The organism is Haloechinothrix alba (assembly GCF_900188115.1).
Taxonomy (GTDB): domain Bacteria; phylum Actinomycetota; class Actinomycetes; order Mycobacteriales; family Pseudonocardiaceae; genus Haloechinothrix; species Haloechinothrix alba.
Window position 1 is genome coordinate 95561 of record NZ_FZNW01000017.1, and the last position, 20742, is coordinate 116302.

Sequence of the window (20742 nt, forward strand, 5' to 3'; positions counted from 1 at the left end):
ATCACGCGAGTCGACGGACGTGCGTACCGGCCGAGACCAGACGGGTCAGGGCCAGTGGGTCGACCTTGCCCGCTTCGGTCGTCGGAACAGGACCGTCCAGGTGGTACCACCGACGCGGGCGATGGGTGGCAGGCAGCACACGGCGCGCGTGCGCCCGGGCCACCTCGTGGTCGGCCGGGTCGGACAACACGGCGGTCAGGACCTGCCCGAGGTAGGCGTGCGGCAGCCCCACCACCCACAACTGCCCACCAGCCACGGCCCGCAGAACGGGCTCGACCTCGGCGAGCGGCACCGTCGCACCGGCCGTGGTCACCGCGTCCCCGCCACGGCCGGTGACCACGACCCGTTCGCCCACGTACGCGCCGCGGTCGCCGACCGTCGTCCACCCGGCCGCGTCCCGCCGCAGCGGCGGGGCGTCCCGGACACAACCGTCCTCGCCCAGATATCCGTCACACACGTAGGGCGAACGCACCCACAGCTGTCCGCTCCGCTCGGCCACCTGCACACCGGGAACGGCGCGGAGCTCGTCCGAGTGCGGGCCCGCAGCCACGAGCGAGAGTTCGGCTGCCCCGTAGTAGTGGCCTACCGCCGCAGCGTGGCGCTCGGCCTGATCGTGCAACCCGGCGGGCAGTGCCTCGCCGGCCACGACCACCCGCAACCCCGCCAGCGTCGTCGGCTCCTGAGCCAGGATGCGCCGCAACATCGCCGCGGTCAGATGCACATGGGTAGCCTCCGTCGACGCGCGCACCAACGACGCGCCGACGGAGGCGGCATGCACAGCAGCGAACAGGTTCATCGTCGCCGACAACGGACCAGGCAGCCACACGCGGCCACCAGCGTCCAGGTCGAACAACGCCGTCACGAGCTCGAAGCTGTCGAACCACGAGTCGGTGCTGCGCACCACTACTCGCGCCGAACTCGACGTGCCGGAGGTGCGCAGCAACAACCGTCTGCCTTCGTGGTGCGCCGCCAGTACCGCCGCCACCGGATCCCGGCACGCGCCCACGTCGACCGGGTCGCACCGGTGCTCAACCACCGCTATCACCAGCAGGTGTACGCACCGGCAACAAACCGGGATAGGCAGCATGCACGCCGCGAGCGATCACCGCCGCCAGTACCGCCTTCGCGACGTCCCCGACGACGAACACCGCCGAACTCACCGCCGCCGCGACAAGTGATGTCCCAGCCAGCCACGCCAGTACCGGAATACCGATCACATACACGACGACCAGGCCCCCGGACAGGTTCGCCAGCAAGCCGGGGGCCATACGGTACGGCGCCCCTGCCCGCTCGGTGATCCATCCAACGACGAAAGCGGCCAGCGGCCAGGACCACAGGAACCCCGCGCTCGGTCCGACGAAGACAGCCAGTCCGCCCCGGCCTCCTGCCAACAACGGGAGTCCGACGGCCACCAGCACCAAGAAAACCGCGAGCGCCAGCGCACCACGGCGGCCGCCGAGCACGGCCCCCGCGAGCATCACACCGAGGGTCTGGGCCGTGATGGGCACCGCGATACCGAACGGGTACAGCGCCGGGACGAGGCCCAGTGCCGCCACGATGCCCACGAACATCGCCACCAACGCCAGATCACGTGCCGACCACCGTGTACGCGGGCCAGCGGCAAGTGATCGGAACCGCTTGATCGTGGCTGACATATCAGCAATCCTCGCCTTCGGCGACGGGCACTCTCCGCGGCGTCCCGTCACCCACTCATCTTGCTGAGACTTTCGACCCCATCCGCGATCGCCCCGCTGAACGTTTCGGCGACCGACGAAGGCTCGATCTCCGTGCTGTAGACCACGAGCGACCTTCGATCGTCGATCCGGATAACGTCAATCGTTCCCAGATGGGAGTCGATGGGGAGATCACCTCCCACGATCCGATACTGAAAGCGTCGCAGTTCGGGGTCGCAAGTGACGATATCCTCCTGCAGCGTCGACCCGTCAGCCAGCGTGACCGTGCGACGTCGGTTGTCGCCGGTGGAGTCCGTGATGGCGGGGAACCACCCACTGATCGCCGGAGCGTCACTCACCACTTCCCAGATCGCCTCGGGCGAACTGTTTACTAGAGCATGATGTCGTAGCGTCGCCATAACTCCTCGTTATGTGTTCGATGTCACCAGCCCAGATCAGCTATCGGAGAAGAGCTTTCCGGCGCGTGCCCAATTCGCGGTGTCGCGATCGGTGAACACAATCCCGACCGACTCCGGTGCGCATTCGCCGATCCGGCAGATCTCCCTGGTCAACACTTCCGCGAGTTCTCTTTTCTGTTCAACGGAGCGTCCCGCGAACCAGTCGATTTGAACGTGCGGCATCGTTTTCCTCCTTGCCCTTTGTGGCGCCCGAAACTACGAGCAAGACTCGGCTAGACGCTGGATTCGTTTCCGGTACGCCCGGCGAGCGTCCAGAGCCTCGTCGAGGCTGACTTCTACGAACTGGGTGCGCGTGTTCGGCGCGGACTGTCCGACAACATCCAGGTCGACGCTGATCACTGTTCCGACCATCATGTATCCGCCGCCAGAGACCGCGTCGCGGTGCAACAGGATCGGCTCCACACCGCCGGGAACCTGGATCGACCCGATCGGGTACGGAGCGTCCACGATGTTGGACGGGTCCTGACCGGCGCCGAATGGCGGTGTGCGCTCGATGAGTTCCAGCTTGCCACCCGTGTAGCGAAACCCGGTCCGGTCCGCTACCGGTGTCAACGTCCAGATCGTATCCAGGAAGGTCTTACGCCCGTCGGGCGTGAGGACATGATCGTAGAGTCCCATCACCACACGGACCTCGAGATCCTTGCTGAACTTGGGCCGCAGATCTTCCGGCACCGTCCGGCCCGCGATCGCCGACCGCGACTGCCCGATCGGCAGTACGTCACCCGCCGCGAGCGGGCGGCCGTCGAGCCCACCGAGCCCGGCCGTGGCATACGTTGAGCGACTACCAAGTGCCTCTGGTACGTCAATTCCGCCCACCACGCCGACATAGGCGCGGGCACCGGCAGTGATGAACCCGAAGTCGAGAACATCACCGGACGAGACCGGGAAGGATTCCCACTGCGGCCGTGGCTCGCCGTTGAGCCGGGGCGGCATGTCCGCTCCCGTCACGGCGACCACCGTCGACTCGGTGAAATGCAACTCCGGACCCATATAGGCACATTCCAATACGGCAGCGTCCGCCGGGTTGCCGACGAGGTAGTTGGCAGCGGTGAGCGAGTACTGATCCAGCGCTCCCGACGGCGGGATGCCAACGTTGTAGTATCCGCTTCGACCGGAGTCCTGGATCGTGGTGGACAGTCCAGCGGTACGCAGTTCAACCGTCATGGAGTACCTCCAGCAGTCGGGCGTTGAACCCATCGGGGTCGTCAAGGTAGGGCTGCAAGCTGAAGTCGATCTCCCGTGCCTTGATCCGGTAATTTCCCGCCTCGACTTCATTGACGTAATCGTCGTACTGATCCCGGTCGATGGGGATGAACTTCACGATGTAACCAGGACGGAAGTAGACGACCGATTCGTCGAAGTCGGGCATCGACTGGCTTGGATCGTAGATCGGCGACGGCGTAATACCGAACATCTGGTATCCGCCACCGCCCCGGACGGAGTAGATGCAACCGAACGACCCACCGTGGCCAACTGTTTGTTTGGGCGTATCGCTGGGGCGCGGGCTCAGATACTTCGGGACGACGAGCTGCCTTTCGTGCGGAACCATCTGGAACATGAACGGCAACCCGGTGACGAACCCGACCATCGAGGTAAACCACGGTGACCGTGAGTGTGCTTCGATGAATTCTTCCGTGTTGGCGAACCCATTGATCTGAGCCGCATACTGGATGTCGGTGACGTCCGACTTTTGATGGTGACTGCGGAAGCGCCACGCGCTCTCGGTCGTCCATGGGTCCTCGTACAGCACGGGGATCTCCAGTACACGGGTAGAGAGGCTGAAGTCCGACGCGTCGCCGACCTGCTTTTCGATGTCTTTCAGTTGCGCCAGCAGCGTGCGCGGTTCGAGTACGTCGGGGTTGTAGCGCACCTGATACGACGCATTGGCTGGACAGATCTCCAGGATCCCGTCCGGCCGCTGTTGTTGCAGCGACGTGGTAATCGCCATGGCGCGGAAGTGCGCCTGCAGGCTCATCGCCTCGTCGATCTCGACGAAGATGTGCTCGTCACCGCCCCAGCTGTACCGGGCGGTGGTCGTCTCCATGGTCGTCATCCTGTCGCCTCCATTCCGGCAGCCTGCGACCGCTCCGCCAGCCACGCCTCCAGCGTCCCGGTGTTGAACTGGCCCTCCTCGAACCACGGCTCTGTGGTGATCTCCCTGAGCAGGGCCGTCGTGGTGGGCACGCCTTCGACGATGAACTCGCTGAGCGCGCGACCCGCCCGGCGTAGCGCTGTCGGGCGGTCGTCACCCCAGACGATGAGCTTCGCGACCAGCGAGTCGTAGAACGGCGACACCTTGCTCTGCGGCGTCAGCCACGTGTCCGTGCGGACCCACGGGCCGCCCGGAAGCTCCACACGCCCAACACTGCCCGGGCCTGGCATGAAGTCCCGCTCCGGATCTTCCGCGCAGATCCGGAACTCGATGGCGTGGCCCCGTTTCGTGATGTCGGACTGCCACAGGCCGAGCGGTTCGCCCGCCGCGATCCGCAACTGCTCGGCCACAAGGTCGATACCGGTGATCAGCTCGGTGATCGGGTGCTCAACCTGGATCCTGGTGTTCATCTCGATAAAGAAGAACTCGCCGGTCTCGTCGTCGACGAGGAACTCACACGTGCCAGCATTGCGATAGCCGACATGCTCACACAGCGACACAGCGGCCTGGGTCATCGCCTGCCGAGTCTCCTCGCTGATCCCGGGCGAAGGTGCCTCTTCGATCACCTTCTGCCTGCGGCGTTGCAGCGAGCACTCCCGTTCGAACAGGTGCACGGCGTCCTTGCCGTCACCGAGAACCTGCACTTCCACGTGGCGCGAGCTACGAACGAACCGCTCCAGGTACATCTGCCCGTCGCCGAACGCTTTGGCGGCCTCGGCCGACGCCGCGGGGAACTCGGACGCGAGTTCGGCTTCGTTGTCCACCACTCGAATCCCGCGGCCGCCCCCACCAGCGGCCGCCTTGAGCATCACCGGGTATCCGATGTCCGCTGCGGCTGTCACGGCAGCATCGACATCCGCGGTGCCGTCCGTCGTTCCCGGGACGGTCGGTACACCCGCTTCCATAGCCACCTTACGCGCACGAACCTTGTCGCCCATCTGTTCGATCACCGACGCTTCCGGGCCTACGAACGTCAGCCCTGCGTCGGCGACCGCCGCCGCGAATTCCGCACGCTCCGAGAGGAATCCATACCCGGGATGCACGGCATCAGCTCCGGCTCCACGTGCCGCGTCGACGATGGCATCCCCTACGAGATAGCTCTTCGTTGCGGGCGCCGGGCCGATCGGCATCACTGCATCTGCGAGCCGCACATGCTTGGCTTCGGTGTCGGCGTCGCTGCAGACCGCGACCGTCTCGATGCCGAGATCGCGTGCCGCGCGGATGATTCTCACGGCGATCTCGCCTCGGTTGGCAACGAGTAGCCGTTTCATCGCTCCACCTCGAGCGCTAATACTGCCTGACCGGCGTCAACGACTGACTCGCCCTCGACGATGTAGTCCACCACCTTGCCGGCGACGCCCGCGGGAACGGGGTGGAACGATTTCATGACTTCGACCAAGCCGATGGTGTCCTCGGCGGCGACGGCCTGGCCTGCCTTGACGAAATTCGGACTCTCCGGGTCCGGCTTACGGTAGAACACACCGGGAATGGGGGTAACAACCTCGTGACGCGACATTGTGCTACCTCGCTGTCGTACGTTGGTGGGATCCGACATTAGGTCAGGTATGGCTTGAGCGCCTCGTGCACCGCCTTGGCCAGGTCGACGGCGCCGGGGGTGTCGGAGTGCACACACACGCAGTCCGCGCGCATCGGAATCTCCTTGCCGTTGACCGAGGTAGCCACGTTCTCGGTGACCGCACGAATCGCGGCCTTGGCTGCCTCGTCCGGGTCGTACGCGACGTGCTCGCGAGTGATGATCAGCGAACCGTCATCCCGATAATCGAGGTCGGTGTAGTACTCGGCGAGGAAGCCCGCTTTCCGCTGCCCCCAGACCTGCTCATGCACCGTGTTGGGTATACCCATCAGCGGTACGCCGAACACGTCCGCGGCGTCCGCCACCGCGCGGGCGACCTCTTCGTCCCGAGAGGCGAGCCCATACAACGCGCCGTGCGCCTTGATGTGATTCAACTCCATGCCCGCTTCCTTCAGGAACGCGGACAGGGCTCCCACCTGATACATCACCGACGCGGTGATTTCGTCCCGGCTCATCTTCATTTCCCGGCGCCCGAACCCTTCTCGGTCCGGAAACGACGGATGGGCGCCCACCTTGACCGCGTGTTCCTTCGCCAGCTTGACGGTCTTGCGCATCACGACCGGATCGGACGCGTGGAACCCGCAGGCGACGTTGGCGACAGTGATGTGCGGGAAGATGCCCTCGTCGTCACCGCATCGGTAGATGCTGTACGCCTCCCCCATGTCGCAATTGATAGCAACCATACTGTTCACCCTTTCTATTTCAGGAATGCGCGGACTTCGGCGTATCGCCGTCCGGATCGACGTAGACCTCGTCGCCTTCGACCTTGACCGGATAACGAGCCAATTCCGAGTGACTTGGATTGATTCCCTTGCAACTGCGCAAGTCGTAGGTCCAGAGGTGAGCATGGCACGTCAACGTCGCGTTGCTGAGCTCTCCTTCGACCAACTCCCACTCCTGGTGCGGGCAGATCGTCTGGGTCGCGACGACTTCACCGCCATCGAGATGAGCGATGAGCACCTCGGTGCCGTTGACATCGAACGTCTCCATCTCGCCTTCCCAGAGATCATCCAGACTGCAGGCCCAGGAAAATCCCATCAGCTGGCTTCCTTCCTTATTTCTCAGTAGAAACGGTCAAAATGCAGTCGATCGGCGTCGAGTAGCTGCCCGAGAACAAGCGCTCTCGCCAACGAGTCGGTCATAGCGGGTGGGCCCGCCGCGTAGCAGGTGAAATCACGGATCGCCTCATCGAAGTAGTTGACCACCGCGTCGTGCACGAAGCCCCGGTACGGGGTTGACGTGACCTCGCCGTCCTCGAAATCCGCCTGGTCGAAATCCGCCTGGTCGGAAACCGCGGCGTGTATGTTCAACTCACCGAGCCGGACAGCTGCGAGCTCCAGCGCCACGGGCACGACGATGTCCTGAGTCGTTCTTCCCCCGATGAACAAATGCACAGTTCGTGCGCCGGCATCGGGTAACCGCGCCGCACCGAGCACGATGCTAATCATGGCACCGAGACCCGAACCTCCCCCAACGCAAACTATGTTCCTGTTGTCGTGTTCGCGCAGATAAGCGTGTCCGTAGGGGCCGTCGAGTTCGACAACATCACCGACCTCGAGCTTGTCGAACAGAATCGAGGTCGCGTGGCCACCGGGCGAGCGCTTCACGACGAACCGCCACTCGCCGTAGCAGTTTCCGACATTGCTCATCGAGTAGGCTCGCTCGACCGGCCCGGCGGGAAGGTGGATCATGGCGTACTGGCCCGGGGAGAACACTGCCGGCTGACCCGTTGAGAAGACGAACTCGGACAGGTCGTGCGTAAGCGGATGTACCTCTTTCAGCTCTGCCCGCTGCTTGCCCGGACGGTGCATCGCGATCTCGGTGGGCGTACCCACGCGCACCGTGCAATCGGAAACAGGCACGCTCTGACAGGCCAGCCGCCGTCCCTTTCGCCGGTCGCGGGCGCTGAGCCCCGGTGCCTCGGACCACCGGGTCCGCACCTCGCCGTCAAGCAACTCATAGCGACAGCTGCCGCACGAGCCGCTGTTGCACTCATAGCTGAGCCCGATCCCCGCCCGGAGGGCGGCGCGAAGCAGCGTGTCGCCCTCCAGGCAGTCGAACTGGACATCCGTACCGTCCACGACGACGTGATGTCTCGCTTCGCCCGTCATTGTGCAGACTAGCCTTCCAACCCGAGTTGCCGTTGGAACGACTTGACGGCGCCGACCGCTTGCTGCGCCCCCTCGTCGTTCTCGGGAAGTCCTGCTGCGTATGCCTCGATAGCGGCCACGCCCAGCGGCTGCCACTTCCGTACCCAACTCGTAAGCTGCTCCCGATTGGATTCCTCTTCCAACATGTGATTGACGAGCGCCACGGTCCATCGACGCGAACGCTCGGTGTCGCGCCATGCTGCTTCTGTCAGCAGCGCGTGCAACGTATCCCCGTTCCTTCGTGCGCTGATGCCAAGTTGGCGTAATAGAACCTCGTCGGCAGCCGGCTTCGCCACGACATTGAGCGCGACGAACGCTTCGGCCCAGTCGAATGTGGTGAGCTGACGTTCCATCAACTCACGAAAGCCCTGCCACGACGGATGATCCTCCCAGAGCTCGCGTTCACGCTCGCCGAATCCGACGTCGGGATGGGTTTTCGCGAGTTCGACGGTTCGGTAGGCGACCCTGGACAGCCACCGGAGCGAATCCGCGGCCTGGAACGCAGCACAGTTCGAGATGGTGCTGGCAGGCGACATGTGCATCAGGTACGCGCTCGCCATCTGGATGGTGTGCAGCAGGTAGCGGCTCGGCGTGTACAGCTGCAGCAGCGACGCGGTCCACTCCGGTGGAAGGCCGCGGTCGTGCCCTTCCTCGTTGTGCTGGTCGAGCAGCCCGTCTACGTAGGTTTCCTGGCCGTCTTGCAGGATGTTGTAGGTGCGGTAGACGAGTTCGTCGGGATCACGGAAGCCGCCCCAGTCCGAGTGGGTGATCGGGCTTTGGTTGCGATACTTCCGGTAGAAGTCGGCCATGAAGCCGTTATGACCGACCTCCCACGGCTGTTCCGCGTCGCGCGTGTGCCAGTGTAGGTTCGTGGAGACGATCTCGTATTCACTTGGCTTGCGTCGGCGTGCGGTGAGATGGCTCCACGTCTTCAGTGGTTTCATTGGAGTGCTCATGTCCGGCCCTCGTGGTTCTTCCGAGTTTCAGGCGTACGGTTGATAGTGCGTCGATGATTACCGGTCGGCCGAAGTAGTCGACTCAGCAGTCATAGCGACCACGATGTCGGACTACCTTCAGTGAACTGGTGATTACCGGTAGAAGCGGATTTCGTCGTTGCCGGTGTCAATGCGTCCGGTGAAGGACGACATGATGATTTCGAGCTCGGACATCTTGAACGGACGGCCGAGTTCCTCTTCGATCGTGGCACGACGGAGCACACACTCCCCGCCATCCACTTCGACTCGAACGTACGCCCCGTGATCACGCACTTCGACATTGCTGTCGGGATTGTCCACCTTGGCGGCGTCTGCCACAGCCTCGGCGACATCGCCCGACTGCAAGATCGGACCGACCGGTCTACTGACGGAACTGGTTGCGCTCATCAGGGCTCCTCACTCGAAGTAGATCTCGATACATTCGGTCGGCTCCAACCCGGAGTCCGCGACCGTCGTATCGCGTGCGTACGGCGTGTCGGTTCCCTGCTTCTTGACGCGCAAGGTCCGCCCGGGCTGATCCGCGACATGTATCCCGACCGAATTGGCGGCCGCCGCGGCGGCCACATCGTCCATGGTGTTCTCCGAGTCAACGGGCACAAGCTTGAGGACGAAATCCCCGTCGAAGTTCGCGGCCAGCGGTATGGTTGCCATGCTTTATCTCCTTACTGCTGATTCGAGGCGGATAGCAATCCACCCAGTCAGGTCAACCGGCGTCGGCGAGCTGCTTGCGGTAGCTTTCGACCCACGAGTACCCGTGGGCGTCGTCACCACTGGGGCCGATGGAGCCCAGCCCCATGTACTCGAGCACGCCGCCGAGGTCTGCGGGTTCGATATCGCCGCCGAGGAACCGATCGACCAGGTTCTTCTGATAGCGGTACCGCTCCGGATTGTCTTCGAAGATCCACTTGTCGACCTCGGAAGCGAAGTGATAGCGGCGTCCCTTGTACACCACGGACGTGTCCCGCAACGTCTGCGAGGGAGTCCCGACGATCGGGAGCTGGGACAGGTTGCAGATCATCGGCAGGGTGCCGGGAACGGTCTTCTCTGTCCTCCCGTTGACGAAATTGTCGATCATGACGTCCCACACTTTGCCGAACGTGTCGTTCCAGCCGGGGTACTTCTCCTCCAGCCAGTCACGCTCCTCTGGGCTTACGCCTGCCGCGGGGTTCCACCACAACGTCGGCCGCCACGAATAGGTGCCGAGTTGCTGACCGTGGTGATGCTCGGAGATGTCCCGCATGAAGATGTCCCAGTACCATGGCTTGGACAACCCGAGATCCTCGAGCTCGCGCATGAACTGCGTGACGATCCACTCCTCCATGAACTCCTTGAAGGACGTGTGACGCGCCTCCAACGGCACGTAGTAGTCCATCGGGATACCGGAAAGAATCGTGAACAGCCGGTATGAACGCCAGAACGAGATGTCGATCTCCTTCTGCGCCTTGTCCCGCTGACCGTTCTCGATCATCATCTGAAGCAACGGGGTGCCCAGCTGCGCGTGGCGTGCTTCATCGGTCTGGATGCTCTGGATGAGCTTGGAGAACGTGTAGTCTCCTGAATTCGCGGCGTCTCCGGATAGGCCGATGAACTGGAGGTTGGTGAAGCCGGTCTCGAAGGAGAAGTTGGCGCAGAACGAGGTGCTGACCATGTCACGGGTCATCAACATGTCATCGAAGAAGTGTCGAGCGCCGAGGCTGACCCAGTTGTTGCTGAACATGGATGCATGGGACCACTCGAACTGCCGATCCTTCTTGACGTACTCGTGCGGGAAGTACAGTTGGATCTGCCCGTGCCGCATCTCATCGAGCATGCCGAAGACGGCCATATTGCGGAGACCCGGTGCCTTGCACCAGCGCGCGAACCGGGCTTCTTGGAGAGCGGCCCCGTACTCCACGAGCGCGACGGCACCGTAGTGCTCCTTGAGGATGGAGATCCAGGCCGGGTCCGCATTGTTGTAGATGTCGGCCCGTTCGAGCGCCGCCTGGACCGAGTACGCGCCTGCGTCCTTCTGCCGTTGGACGTCGACGTACTCCCGGTAGCTGATCTTGTAGGGCTCGTCGTAGGTGCGCCAGACGTCGTCGGGGAGCCCCTCGCCGCCACTGAGCTCCGGTGGGAATAGCTCCTCCCATGTCACGTAGCGCGGGGTCCACTCGGTGTCGCGAGCGACGTCGTACCACTCAGAGCGTTCCATTAACGCCATCGATTGCTCCTCAACTAGTCGGGGGAGTTCATCTCAGTTGCCGTGTTCGCTGCCCAGCGGACCTTCGCCGCCGGGGTAGACGAAGGTCATGGACGGTGCGTAGAAGCCGAACGTGATCTGTAACGGGTCGGCAGGCCGCAGCTGGTACACCGGGTGAGTCTCATCGAGAAACTCGAAGGACAGCACCTCGAACTCATCGGCGATGTCGCAAACGTACGGGTACCGGCCGCTGATGAACGTTCCGTCACGCTGGGTGATGTAACGCAGCTGTCCCGCCACTCGCTGGGTGTCACCGATCCTGATTCGTGCGGTCGTGCGAATGACGGGCTTGCCGCCGAGGTGGGTCGTCGCGACGATCTTGTCGCCGTCGAGGTCGAGTGTGGTGCGGCCGGGTTCGCCGACCGGCACGCCACGCTCGCTCGCGTACCGGGACATCACGTCGGAGCTGTTGAAATAGTGTGTCCACCACCGGGCGGGCGTACCGACCTCGGTGTCCAGTCCCGAGAGATTCACCCCCAGGTAGGTCAGTGAATAGGCCCCGAAAGTCTCGTCGCCGACGGAGGAGGTCTGGTCGGGACCGTCGACGACGTACTGGTTGATGTAGCAGGACCGATCGTCCGCCGCGGTCAGACCTTCAGGTACGAGCTTCGTGACGCTGTCCGGATCCGCGGGGATCCAGCACATGTACAGCGTTCGCGAGTTGGTGATCAGCTGTGGGGGATGGAGCGACGTACCCATGGCGCCTCCTGGCTCGCCGACAATTCGGTTCGATCGGTGATCACCGCAGATTCACCTGCCATGACCTATGCCTGAAATGCTGAAGGCGCGGCGGGCCGAGTGGTAGTGCGCGTTTTGGACAACCGGAGTGTAACCAGCGCCACAGTGGCACACCTAGCAGTGTTACAGCTGGTCATCGAGCTGCAGAGCAATCCACAGCTCGGCCCGGGTGCTCGGATCGCCGACATCGGTGCCGAGTGCCTCGGAGACTTTGCCCATCCGGTAGCGCAGCGTATGACGGTGAATCCCCAGCGCGGAGGCCGAGGCATCCGCCTGCCCGTTGTTCGCGAGATACGTGCGCAAGGTGTGCCGCAGATCGACCTTGGAGCTGCGGCTCTTCTCGGTCAGCGGCGCCAACAAGGTTTGCGCCCAGCCGCGCGCCTGCTCCCGGTCGATGTAGCGCAGCAAGCCCGCCGTGGCGACATCGCTGGCGAGCGCGAGCTTCCCAAATCCGCCGGGCGCACTGTTGAACACCGAGCGAACCTGTCTCCACGCTTCCGGGAGCTCCTCAGGCGGGGTAGGGTCGCTGACAGCTCCGCGGGCATGCGGGACAGCCCGCAGCAAAGACTCGAGGGTGCGCACGTCCCCTTCGGCCGGCGGCATCAGGACAGCAACCCGGCCGGGTTCCCACTCGGCGACCAACGCGCACAGACTCCGAAGGGCTTGGTCGCTCTCGGCGTGTTCGAGTAGTTCTGGTTCATGGCCGGACGGTGCCCCCAGCACGGCAACACGTAGATCCCCGTCCGGAAGAACTGTGTCGAGAGTACGGCCAATCGAGGTAGCCAGTTCGGTTCTACCCTCGATCGCCACTTCGAAGACCGCGCGACGATGTCGTCGTCGGCTGTCAAGCATACCCCAGGCACTCTGCAGGTCCGCGCACAGCAGCGCGACCGCGGTATTCAACACGGACTGCTCGGCATGATTCAGCGGGGTCGACCGTCCCACCGCCAAGAAGCCCTGGGTGCGCTCGCGTACGACCAACGGCAATAGCACGACCGACTCACCCGCGACGGTCATACTGAGGCTTGCGGGGTTGGCTTGCTCCCATAGCCGCGGCAGGTCGACCCGGATTCGGGCGAGATGCCTGCGCCCAGCAGGGACGCCGGCGCGAAGGGCACCGTCGTGATCGAGAAGCAGGACCCAGCAATGGGTTGCCTTAGCCAGTCGGTCAACGATCGCGCGGGCAGCATACGGCGACAGCGAGGCACGCGTGAGATCGCGCTGGGCCGCGACCGCATATTCCAGGTCCTTGTGTCGCTCGTCCGAAATACGCTCGGCGACCAGTCGGCTGATCGTGCCGAATCCCGTCTCGACGGGTACCGACAGGAGCGGTAATCGCAACTCTTCCGCAGTTTCGACCAGCTCGCCAGGGACGTTAGGGTAGTATTCGCTGAGCCCGAACCCGAGCGCTACCGCGCCTGCCTCGACCAACCAGGCTACGTATCGCTTCCGCTCAGCACTTTGCGACAACCGGGACCCGGTGGTGAGCACCAACTCGCCACCATCGATATACGATGACGGGTCGGGTAACTCGCTGATGAGCGCCCATGAAAGTGATTCGTCGACGTTGGGCGCGGCGGCCCCGGCGACCAAGGACAGCTTAAGATCGGATCGACCAACAAGTGCTCGAACCGTGAGTGGCATGGTTCCTCCCGAGCACTGACTGAACGGAGACGCACGGTCGGGCTAGTAACCCGGAGCACCACGCGGTGAGACTGAACTCGCCTTCCGCTGTCTCCGCCTACCATAGGTTGGGAAAGCAAACTCCACGACGTCAAGCTACCGCAATAGCCGGGTTGGACAACCCGGTCACGAAATCTGTACAAGCCGTGCATGGTGGCGCGGACACGCAACGAGGATGGTAGTTGAGCCGCCATCACGATTCCGGAGGTTTGCGGTTATGTCAGCGATCATCGCAACCACCGAACTCGCCTCCAGCCGAATGCGGGTTACCTACCGAACCGCCGGGGACCGAGCGATCCTTATTGAATACGGTGAGCAGTTCCCCGTCGACCTCAAGATCAACTTTTTCGTCCACGCGGCCGCACGGCACCTGGACGAGTACGGCGTACGCGGGCTGCTCGAGGTCGCCCCGGGCCTTCGATCCCTCCTCGTGTACTACGAGCCGCACGTACTCAGCCAGGCCAGCCTCGTATCAGCGCTCGACGAACTCCATCAGGAGATTCCCGACCCGGCGTCGATCGTACTGCCCAGCCGTAGAATCAGGCTTCCGATCGCCTTTGACGACTCGACATCTCGGGAAGCAGTGAACCGATACCGGATCAGCACCAGACCGGATGCGCCGAACGTTGTCGAAGGTAACAACGTCGACTACGTTGTGCGTTGCAACGGTCTGCCTGACCGCGAAACGCTGTACTCGACGATCCTGCAATCGGAATGGTGGAACGCCTTCACCGGCTTCTATCCGGGCTTGCCGTCGCTGCTACCGCTAGATCCCCGATCCGAGATCTCAGCACCGAAATACAACCCAGCACGCAGCTGGACACCAGAGGGAGCGGTCGCTCTCGGAGGGCCGTGCCTGGTCATACACCCCATCGAATCGGCGGGCTCGTACGAGCTCCTGGGTCGTACGCTGCCGATCAGTGAGCTCATCCGCCGGTCACGCAGCCATCGCGTCGACCCCATCCTTATCTATCCCTGTGACCGGATATCGTTCTTCCGCATCAGCGAAGCCGAGCTGATCGAGCTGCGTCGCCAAGTATTCGAAGGAACGTACGACTATCAGATCGAACCCGGCGAATACGCGGTGGCGGAGCACTTCACAGCAGTGCAAGACGAGCATGTCAACGCAGAAGCCATTCGGCGTCGCACGGATCGTGACGCAGCACTGGAATTGGTCGAGGTGCCATGAGCAGCCAAAGTCGCACCGAGACGATCCCGGCCCTGGAAGTGCTGGACCCCGGCTTACAGACCACTGTCCAAGACCACCCAGGACGACTCGGCCGGCAAGCATTGGGCTTCTTCCCATCCGGCCCCGTGGATCACCTTGCGTTCCGCGTATCGAACATCCTCGCTGGCAATGGGCCAGGAACAGCCGCGCTCGAGATTCCCCTCGGTGGCTTCCATGCTAGCCTGCTGTCGGACGGCGTGATCGCAATATGCGGGCCGGACGTGGATGTCACCCTCAACGAGGAGCCGATTCCGCTGTGGGAGTCGGTACCGGTGCAAGCCGGCGACATACTGCATTGCGGTCTAATCCGAGGAACGGGCCATCGTCTATACCTGTCGTTACGCGGAGGGATCGCTGTTCCCACCGTATTTGGCGCACGATCGACCTTCCTTGTAGCCGGAATCGGGGGCCACAACGGTCGCGCACTAGAGCGTGCCGACGTCGTGAAAGTGAACGTCCCCAATGATCAACAGGCGACGACGCGCCGAGTTCCGACATCGCTTCGCCCGTCATATACGAATAGCTGGGAGATCGAGGTACTCCGCGGCCCCCATGCTGATCCGGACTTTCTTACAGCGGAAGATTACGACGAGTTCCTCTCCACATGCTGGCGATGCGATCTGAGGTCCGACCGGGTAGCGGCACGCTTTAACCCACACCGATTCCGCTGGGCGCGCCCCAGCGGAGACATTGCCGGGGGGCATCCGTCGAACATGCTGGACGGGAGCTACCCGCTCGGGGGCGTGCTCGCCTACGGCGACACCCTCACGATCCTCGGACCGGACAGCCACACCTCTGGTGGTTTCGCTGTCATCGCCACCGTCGCGTCCGCGTCACTGTGGAAAGTCGGCCAACTCCGGCCGGGGCGTGACACAGTGAGGTTCCGCGAGATCGGTCTGCAGCAGGCGGCCGCACTCACCGAGCACGTCAACCGGTTACTGGATCCTCGAAATTTCGAGACACGGTGATCTGCTATCCGCGCAGTTGGGAGTGTCCGACGAACCTTCAGTCCGGCTGAACCCACGGCGGAATGGATGATAATTCGCTGTATCACCCCACCCGGCCGCCCCCACCGTGTCGGCCCCGGCGGCTAGCCTGGGCGTCCATGAGCGAGGCATATCCGTTCCAGCGGCTCGACGACCGCCTGGCAGGCAAGCCCGTTGACGACGTGCTCCTCGACGGGGTTCCCGACCACCTGGAGCTCCCGCTCCGCGACTGGCTCAAGGCGGCGTTCAAAGTCGAGCCACCGTATAAGAATCGGCCGCATATGGAGGAGCTCGCTCAGCAGGTCGTGGTCTCGCTGCAGTGGTCCGCATACACGTCGAGATCGAAGGTCGAATACATCAATACGCTTGTTGGAGCCCCCACGGACGAGCTGTTGGTCGTGGTCGACGCGGTACTGCAGTGCGACGGTGACAATCCGGGGGTTTCGCAGATTGGGCGTGACAAGCGCGCGAAGCTGCGAGATTTGCTGTATCGGGGACGCTCGGTCTACCGCATCAGCGATAACGGTCGGCAGCTGGTGAGACGGGTGGATCCGACGGCTGAGGACGCCTACCGCGCGGCCGTGGGCGCGGCCGACCCGACAACCGCGCAGTTGCTGGCCGATGCGTGGCGGCATGCCTACAAGCCGGACCCAGAGCCGACGACGGCGTACCGGGAGGCGGTGCGCGCGGTCGAGCAAGTCGCCTGCCCGCTCGTGCTGCCCAATGACAACGACCCGACTCTCGGGAAGGTGATCGCGCACCTGCAGGACGCGGGCCACAAATGGGAAACCGTGCTGGTGGCCAAGGGCGGCGATCCTGGTGGACCCGAGCCGGTCCGCGAGGTGATGTCACGGTTGTGGACTGGACAGGTCTCCCGTCACGGCGGCGCCAAGAACTCGCGCGACCAGGACCCCGGGGAAGCCGAGGCAGCCGTGCACGCCGCGGTGCTGCTGGTGCACTGGCTGAGCAGTGGCACGCTACGGGGCAAGTCATGACCGCAACCCCGTTGGCTGCCTCCGCCCCCGCCTGCCGCAGCGAGCTCGCCCACTTCCTCGGAAATGCCGGTAGTGGCCGGCGAGCTGGTCGACCGAGCCCGTGCCGATTTGCCGGAGCTGGCCGAGCATCCTGAGCGGGAGCAGCTTCGATTGGCCAGCTGGCTGGTCAGCTTGCGAGCGACCCGTACCCGGCGGTCCTATGCTCGCGATGCGCAGGTGTGGCAAGCCTGGCTGGCCGCCGGTCGGGTGCACGTGGACCTATGGGTGCGGGAACAACGCGATGCCGGGGCGGCCGCGTCCACGGCGTGCCGGCGACTGTCGGCTCTCGCGAGCTAGTATCCGTACGCGGCCAGCCAGGGGCTGGTCGAAGCCGTGCCGACCGAGGGGGTGGCCCGGCCGGCGGTGGATCGGGATGTCACCGGCACCGTGGGGATCGACCGCGCCCAGGCTCGGGCGTTGGTTGCGGCCGCCGACGCCAATACCGGCCCGGCCCAGGCGCGCACCCCCGCGGTGATCCGGCTGCTGCTGCACAACGGGCTGCGGGTGGACGGGCTGCTGGCGACTGATATCGCCGATGTGGGCCACGACCGGGGCCACCGCGTGCTGACTTTCACGCGCAAGGGTCGCCGGGCCGCACGGGTGCCGTTGGCCCCGGCCACCTAGTCCGCCCTCAAGGCCTATCTGAAGCCCCCCGCCGACCAGGACGGGCTGGACGACTGGCGCGCCCTGTCCGGCCCGCTGCTGTCCATCCGCCGCGAGCACTGGCTCCGGCAAAGCTGCCTGTGGCGCCTAGTCCGCCGACTGGCCCGCGTGGCCGGGCTGGAGTGCTGGTGTGACCCCCCAGCCTGGCTACGCTTGACCACCGGCAAAACCATCGAAAACGCGCTCATCGCCCCCGCCATGACCGTCCTCGCCATCGCCCCACTGCCCGGCATCACCGACGTCCTCGTTGCAACTGCTCACACCCTGTAGCCGCTGCCGCAAATGGTCGTTGCGTGCCGCTTTCCTTGTCTCGTACTACCGGCTATCACCCATACACCATTATTATGTCTATGTGGACGCTACGTTGGAATTCTGGGTTGTGCTCGCCGACATCTCAGCGACGGCGTTCATCTGCGCGGGCCTGCACGCCCGCATCCGAACAGAAACCAGCACCAGACCGCTTCAGGCACAGCAGTCCCAATAGCGTTCCACATTCATCGACAACGGCCAGTCGGCGCCGCTCAGCATCCCGCATCCAACTCCAGACTGTGTACAGCTCGGCATCCGGAGCCACGGTACGTCCCCGTTTCCGACCTACCCAGACAATGGGCGTCTGGTCGGCGAACATAGGAGGAATCGCGTCAATATCGCTACGCTCTACTACAGTGACAAGCACCCCGAGAGTGACAACTAGTAGCGCATGCACGTGGTCGTCGCGGAACATCTCGCGGGCGTCACATACCGTCGTGGTCCGCTGGCACGTCTTCGGGAACCGGATCATCGAGTCGGCCACAGTCGTCACTTCCGTGGGACTTGGACCGCAGATAGGCCAAGGCATCCGACCGAAGCGATGATCGGTGCGGAGCGATACCTCTCCTGTCATGGGTCAGACCTTCAGGCGGCATCACTGGAGTGACCGGGTACAACCGGTAGTTCCGACCTGACGAGTGGAGCCAAGTTGTTGATGGCCAAGGCAGCTTCGCCGAAACCGACCGAGATCAAGTTGACGTTGCCAGCATACTCCGCGATGTCACCTGCGGCGAAGACTCGTCTCAGATTCGTGCTCATCGAGCGGTCCACAGATATCTGGCGGTTGCGTAGTTCAAGACCCCACGTCAAAACAGGACCTAGATCCGCAAGGAATCCGAGTGCTGCCACGACTGCGGTTGTAGCCAACACTTCAGTGTGTCCAGTCTCGACGTTGACGAGCTCCACTTCCTCGATGGTCGGGTCACCGTGAACCTCATGCACCTCGAATGGTGTCAACACCCCCACCGAGGAGGCACGCAACAAGTCGACGCTACGCTCATGCGCGCGGAATCGATGGCGTCGATGTGCCAGCGTCACGCTTCGTGCTAGCGGTTCGAGGCTCAGCGCCCAGTCGACCGCCGAATCACCACCACCGACCACGAGCACGTCAGCACCGGCAAGGTCCGACAACTCCGGAACGAAGTAGCGCAGTCCTCGTCCCTCATACTCCGAGCCACTCGGGAGTACGCGCGGTGTGAATCGGCCTATTCCGCCGGCGATTACTACTCCACCGGCCGTGATGGTTGTCCCCCTGTCGGTCGTGAGTGTCACAACGTCCTGGCACTCCTTCGCAGTCAGCGCGGTGTGTCCCAGCAGGTACTGTGGCTTGGCCTGGGCTGCCTGCTCGACAAGCGCATCCACGAGGTCCTGCGCTTTGACCGCAGGGAAACCTGCGACGTCGTATACTTGCTTTTCCGGGTACAGCGCCGCCATCTGGCCACCCGGTTGCGACAGGGCATCGATGATCGTCACAGACAGTCCGCGAAAGCCAGCGTAATAGGCTGCATAGAGGCCACAGGGTCCAGCTCCGACGATGGCTACGTCGGTCTCGATAGCAGTCGGGTCGAGCCCTGTTTCCAGGACGGTTCCTACGTCGAAAGGATCAGGCTTCATCGGCGTGCCTTTCTGCTACGAGCGGGTGATCCACGCCGATTGGACCGCAACGACCAGCCCCTCCCACGGCGTCGTCGTGCTCGTTGAAGAACTCGATCGCTGCCGTCGCGAACGGTTGGACCTCATCGGGCATCTTGTGCTCCCAGTAGATCGCGTCGCTCGGGCAGGCAGGCATGCACTTCCCGCAGTCAATGCACTCGTCGGGGTGGATATACATCATGCGATCGCCTTGGTAGATGCAATCCACCGGGCACTCTTCGACGCAAGACTGGTCAAGAATATCGACACAGGCGTCCGTGACGACGTATGCCATGGGAAACCTCCGCTATCACCGAGTTTCGATCTGGACCAGGGTGTCGGAAAACGTCGGGCAGTTTCCGAGATCGCCGAAAACAGACGGGTTCACGGCCGCGACGGTTGTTGATCCAGCCATCTGATCCCGCCACGCACCGCAATTGGAAACCACAAGACCAGGAAACATCGACTTGTCGACCTTCGCGCGGACCGTAAACCCGCCACGGTCGTTGAAGACTCGCACGTAGTCGCCGGACGAGATGCCACGCTCTTCAGCGTCCTCCGGGTGTATGAGGACGTTCGGCTCCTTCTGCACCTTTCGATGAAATTCGAGATTCGCGCTGCTGGAGTTCAGGTACGCGTGCGACTTCGGACTCAGCATGCTCAGTGGGTACTTGGCCGCGAGCTCTGGGTTGCTCCTAATCGACTCCCGCGGTGGTATGTAGTGCGGCAGCGGATCGACAGGATCGCCTGGCTGGTACTCGTTGGAGCCCTGCCGGAACAGGGGAACCACGAAGTTGCCGTTTTCGGCGAGCGACGCCTTGAACTCGACCTTTCCCGAAGGCGTGGGAAAGTTTCCCTCCGCATGTGGCGCGTACTGATCGGGCGTAGGCACGTTCAGCCGCTGCCATCCCTTCTCCTTCAGCGACTCGACGGTGATTCCCTCCATAGCGGGAGCTGACCAGTCGAAGGATTCGGCGATCATGTCATCGTCCGTCCGCCGGAATACGGGCTCAGAGAAACCCATTCGGGCTGCGAGTCTGCGGAAAAGCTCGGTGTTTGGGACGGCCTCACCAAGCGCCTCGATCGCCTGGTGTGACCTTCCCCCATTGGACTGGACACTCGAGTTGATTGGAGAGTGTCCGTGTGACCGAAGGGCAACGACGAGCTCGCCGGAAGTTCTCGGCGGA

24 protein-coding genes and 1 pseudogene are annotated in these 20742 nt (G+C 63.4%); 5 read left to right on the forward strand and 20 right to left on the reverse strand.

Translation table 11 applies throughout. From position 1 onward, the window contains the following. Position 1: 1 nt before the first annotated feature. The 17 genes and pseudogenes from CHB84_RS16715 to CHB84_RS16795 all read right to left on the reverse strand — a co-directional run bounded on the left by CHB84_RS16715 (position 2) and on the right by CHB84_RS16795 (position 13664). Positions 2-1036 (reverse strand): AMP-binding protein, encoded by a 1035-nt coding sequence (locus CHB84_RS16715; RefSeq protein ID WP_176440007.1) that lies wholly within the window; start codon positions 1034-1036, stop codon positions 2-4. After that, entirely contained in the window at positions 1029-1655 is a 627-nt protein-coding gene (locus CHB84_RS16720) for a biotin transporter BioY (RefSeq protein ID WP_089302562.1), read from the reverse strand. Before CHB84_RS16720 ends, CHB84_RS16715 begins: the two co-directional genes overlap by 8 nt. Before the next feature lie 47 nt (positions 1656-1702). Further along, entirely contained in the window at positions 1703-2092 is a 390-nt protein-coding gene (locus CHB84_RS16725; RefSeq protein WP_089302563.1) for an SRPBCC family protein, read from the reverse strand. A 36-nt stretch (positions 2093-2128) separates the two neighbouring features. Then, a pseudogene (locus tag CHB84_RS16730) lies at positions 2129-2317 on the reverse strand (tautomerase family protein); the annotation flags it as partial. A 30-nt stretch (positions 2318-2347) separates the two neighbouring features. Then, complete coding sequence (locus CHB84_RS16735) at positions 2348-3316, reverse strand: 5-oxoprolinase subunit C family protein (protein WP_089302565.1); 969 nt, start codon at positions 3314-3316, stop codon at positions 2348-2350. Further along, positions 3306-4205, reverse strand: coding sequence for a 5-oxoprolinase subunit B family protein (locus CHB84_RS16740; RefSeq protein ID WP_245818792.1), 900 nt, complete (start codon positions 4203-4205; stop codon positions 3306-3308). Before CHB84_RS16740 ends, CHB84_RS16735 begins: the two co-directional genes overlap by 11 nt. After that, the gene (locus CHB84_RS16745) at positions 4202-5575 is read right to left on the reverse strand and encodes an acetyl-CoA carboxylase biotin carboxylase subunit (protein ID WP_089302566.1); all 1374 of its coding nucleotides are present in this window, start codon (positions 5573-5575) and stop codon (positions 4202-4204) included. The genes CHB84_RS16740 and CHB84_RS16745 overlap by 4 nt, the downstream gene beginning before the upstream one ends. Continuing rightward, positions 5572-5820, reverse strand: coding sequence for an acetyl-CoA carboxylase (locus CHB84_RS16750; RefSeq protein ID WP_089302567.1), 249 nt, complete (start codon positions 5818-5820; stop codon positions 5572-5574). Before CHB84_RS16750 ends, CHB84_RS16745 begins: the two co-directional genes overlap by 4 nt. Positions 5821-5858: 38 nt before the next feature. Then, on the reverse strand, positions 5859-6581 hold the full coding sequence (pxpA, locus tag CHB84_RS16755; RefSeq protein ID WP_089302568.1) for a 5-oxoprolinase subunit PxpA: 723 nt from the start codon (positions 6579-6581) through the stop codon (positions 5859-5861). A gap of 19 nt (positions 6582-6600) precedes the next feature. Then, the gene (locus tag CHB84_RS16760; RefSeq protein ID WP_089302569.1) at positions 6601-6936 is read right to left on the reverse strand and encodes a monooxygenase system ferredoxin subunit; all 336 of its coding nucleotides are present in this window, start codon (positions 6934-6936) and stop codon (positions 6601-6603) included. A gap of 23 nt (positions 6937-6959) precedes the next feature. Then, positions 6960-8009 (reverse strand): 2Fe-2S iron-sulfur cluster-binding protein, encoded by a 1050-nt coding sequence (locus tag CHB84_RS16765; protein ID WP_089302570.1) that lies wholly within the window; start codon positions 8007-8009, stop codon positions 6960-6962. Between the two features lie 8 nt (positions 8010-8017). Continuing rightward, positions 8018-8992, reverse strand: coding sequence for an aromatic/alkene monooxygenase hydroxylase subunit beta (locus tag CHB84_RS16770; protein WP_245818793.1), 975 nt, complete (start codon positions 8990-8992; stop codon positions 8018-8020). Between the two features lie 144 nt (positions 8993-9136). Then, positions 9137-9430, reverse strand: a complete 294-nt coding sequence (locus CHB84_RS16775) for an MmoB/DmpM family protein (protein WP_089302572.1) — start codon at positions 9428-9430, stop codon at positions 9137-9139. Between the two features lie 9 nt (positions 9431-9439). Next, positions 9440-9694 carry a toluene-4-monooxygenase system B family protein gene (locus tag CHB84_RS16780; protein WP_089302573.1) on the reverse strand — a complete coding sequence of 85 codons (255 nt, stop codon included), beginning with the start codon at positions 9692-9694 and terminating at the stop codon, positions 9440-9442. Positions 9695-9746: 52 nt separating this feature from the next. Beyond that, positions 9747-11243, reverse strand: a complete 1497-nt coding sequence (locus CHB84_RS16785; protein WP_089302574.1) for a YHS domain-containing protein — start codon at positions 11241-11243, stop codon at positions 9747-9749. A gap of 33 nt (positions 11244-11276) precedes the next feature. Further along, entirely contained in the window at positions 11277-11981 is a 705-nt protein-coding gene (locus tag CHB84_RS16790) for a hypothetical protein (protein ID WP_089302575.1), read from the reverse strand. A gap of 162 nt (positions 11982-12143) precedes the next feature. Further along, positions 12144-13664: a PucR family transcriptional regulator gene (locus CHB84_RS16795; RefSeq protein WP_089302576.1), complete on the reverse strand. Its 1521-nt coding sequence runs from the start codon at positions 13662-13664 to the stop codon at positions 12144-12146. A 256-nt stretch (positions 13665-13920) separates the two neighbouring features. On the opposite strand from CHB84_RS16795, the gene CHB84_RS16800 reads away from it, so the two are divergent. The 5 genes from CHB84_RS16800 to CHB84_RS16820 all read left to right on the forward strand — a co-directional run bounded on the left by CHB84_RS16800 (position 13921) and on the right by CHB84_RS16820 (position 17575). Continuing rightward, on the forward strand, positions 13921-14892 hold the full coding sequence (locus CHB84_RS16800) for a 5-oxoprolinase subunit B family protein (protein WP_089302577.1): 972 nt from the start codon (positions 13921-13923) through the stop codon (positions 14890-14892). Then, on the forward strand, positions 14889-15899 hold the full coding sequence (locus CHB84_RS16805; RefSeq protein WP_089302578.1) for an acetyl-CoA carboxylase biotin carboxylase subunit family protein: 1011 nt from the start codon (positions 14889-14891) through the stop codon (positions 15897-15899). Before CHB84_RS16800 ends, CHB84_RS16805 begins: the two co-directional genes overlap by 4 nt. Positions 15900-16036: 137 nt before the next feature. Then, positions 16037-16912 carry a hypothetical protein gene (locus CHB84_RS16810; RefSeq protein WP_089302579.1) on the forward strand — a complete coding sequence of 292 codons (876 nt, stop codon included), beginning with the start codon at positions 16037-16039 and terminating at the stop codon, positions 16910-16912. A 63-nt stretch (positions 16913-16975) separates the two neighbouring features. Further along, on the forward strand, positions 16976-17248 hold the full coding sequence (locus CHB84_RS16815; RefSeq protein ID WP_089302580.1) for a hypothetical protein: 273 nt from the start codon (positions 16976-16978) through the stop codon (positions 17246-17248). A 36-nt stretch (positions 17249-17284) separates the two neighbouring features. Next, positions 17285-17575 carry a site-specific integrase gene (locus CHB84_RS16820; RefSeq protein WP_089302581.1) on the forward strand — a complete coding sequence of 97 codons (291 nt, stop codon included), beginning with the start codon at positions 17285-17287 and terminating at the stop codon, positions 17573-17575. A 933-nt stretch (positions 17576-18508) separates the two neighbouring features. On the opposite strand, the gene CHB84_RS16830 is transcribed toward CHB84_RS16820, so the two are convergent. The 3 genes from CHB84_RS16830 to CHB84_RS16840 are packed head-to-tail and all read right to left on the reverse strand — an operon-like array spanning position 18509 to position 20537. Beyond that, positions 18509-19537, reverse strand: coding sequence for an NAD(P)/FAD-dependent oxidoreductase (locus CHB84_RS16830; protein WP_089302583.1), 1029 nt, complete (start codon positions 19535-19537; stop codon positions 18509-18511). After that, positions 19527-19850 (reverse strand): ferredoxin, encoded by a 324-nt coding sequence (fdxA, locus tag CHB84_RS16835; RefSeq protein ID WP_089302584.1) that lies wholly within the window; start codon positions 19848-19850, stop codon positions 19527-19529. The genes CHB84_RS16830 and fdxA overlap by 11 nt, the downstream gene beginning before the upstream one ends. 15 nt (positions 19851-19865) lie before the next feature. After that, positions 19866-20537, reverse strand: coding sequence for a molybdopterin dinucleotide binding domain-containing protein (locus CHB84_RS16840; RefSeq protein ID WP_245818794.1), 672 nt, complete (start codon positions 20535-20537; stop codon positions 19866-19868). Positions 20538-20742: the final 205 nt, after the last annotated feature.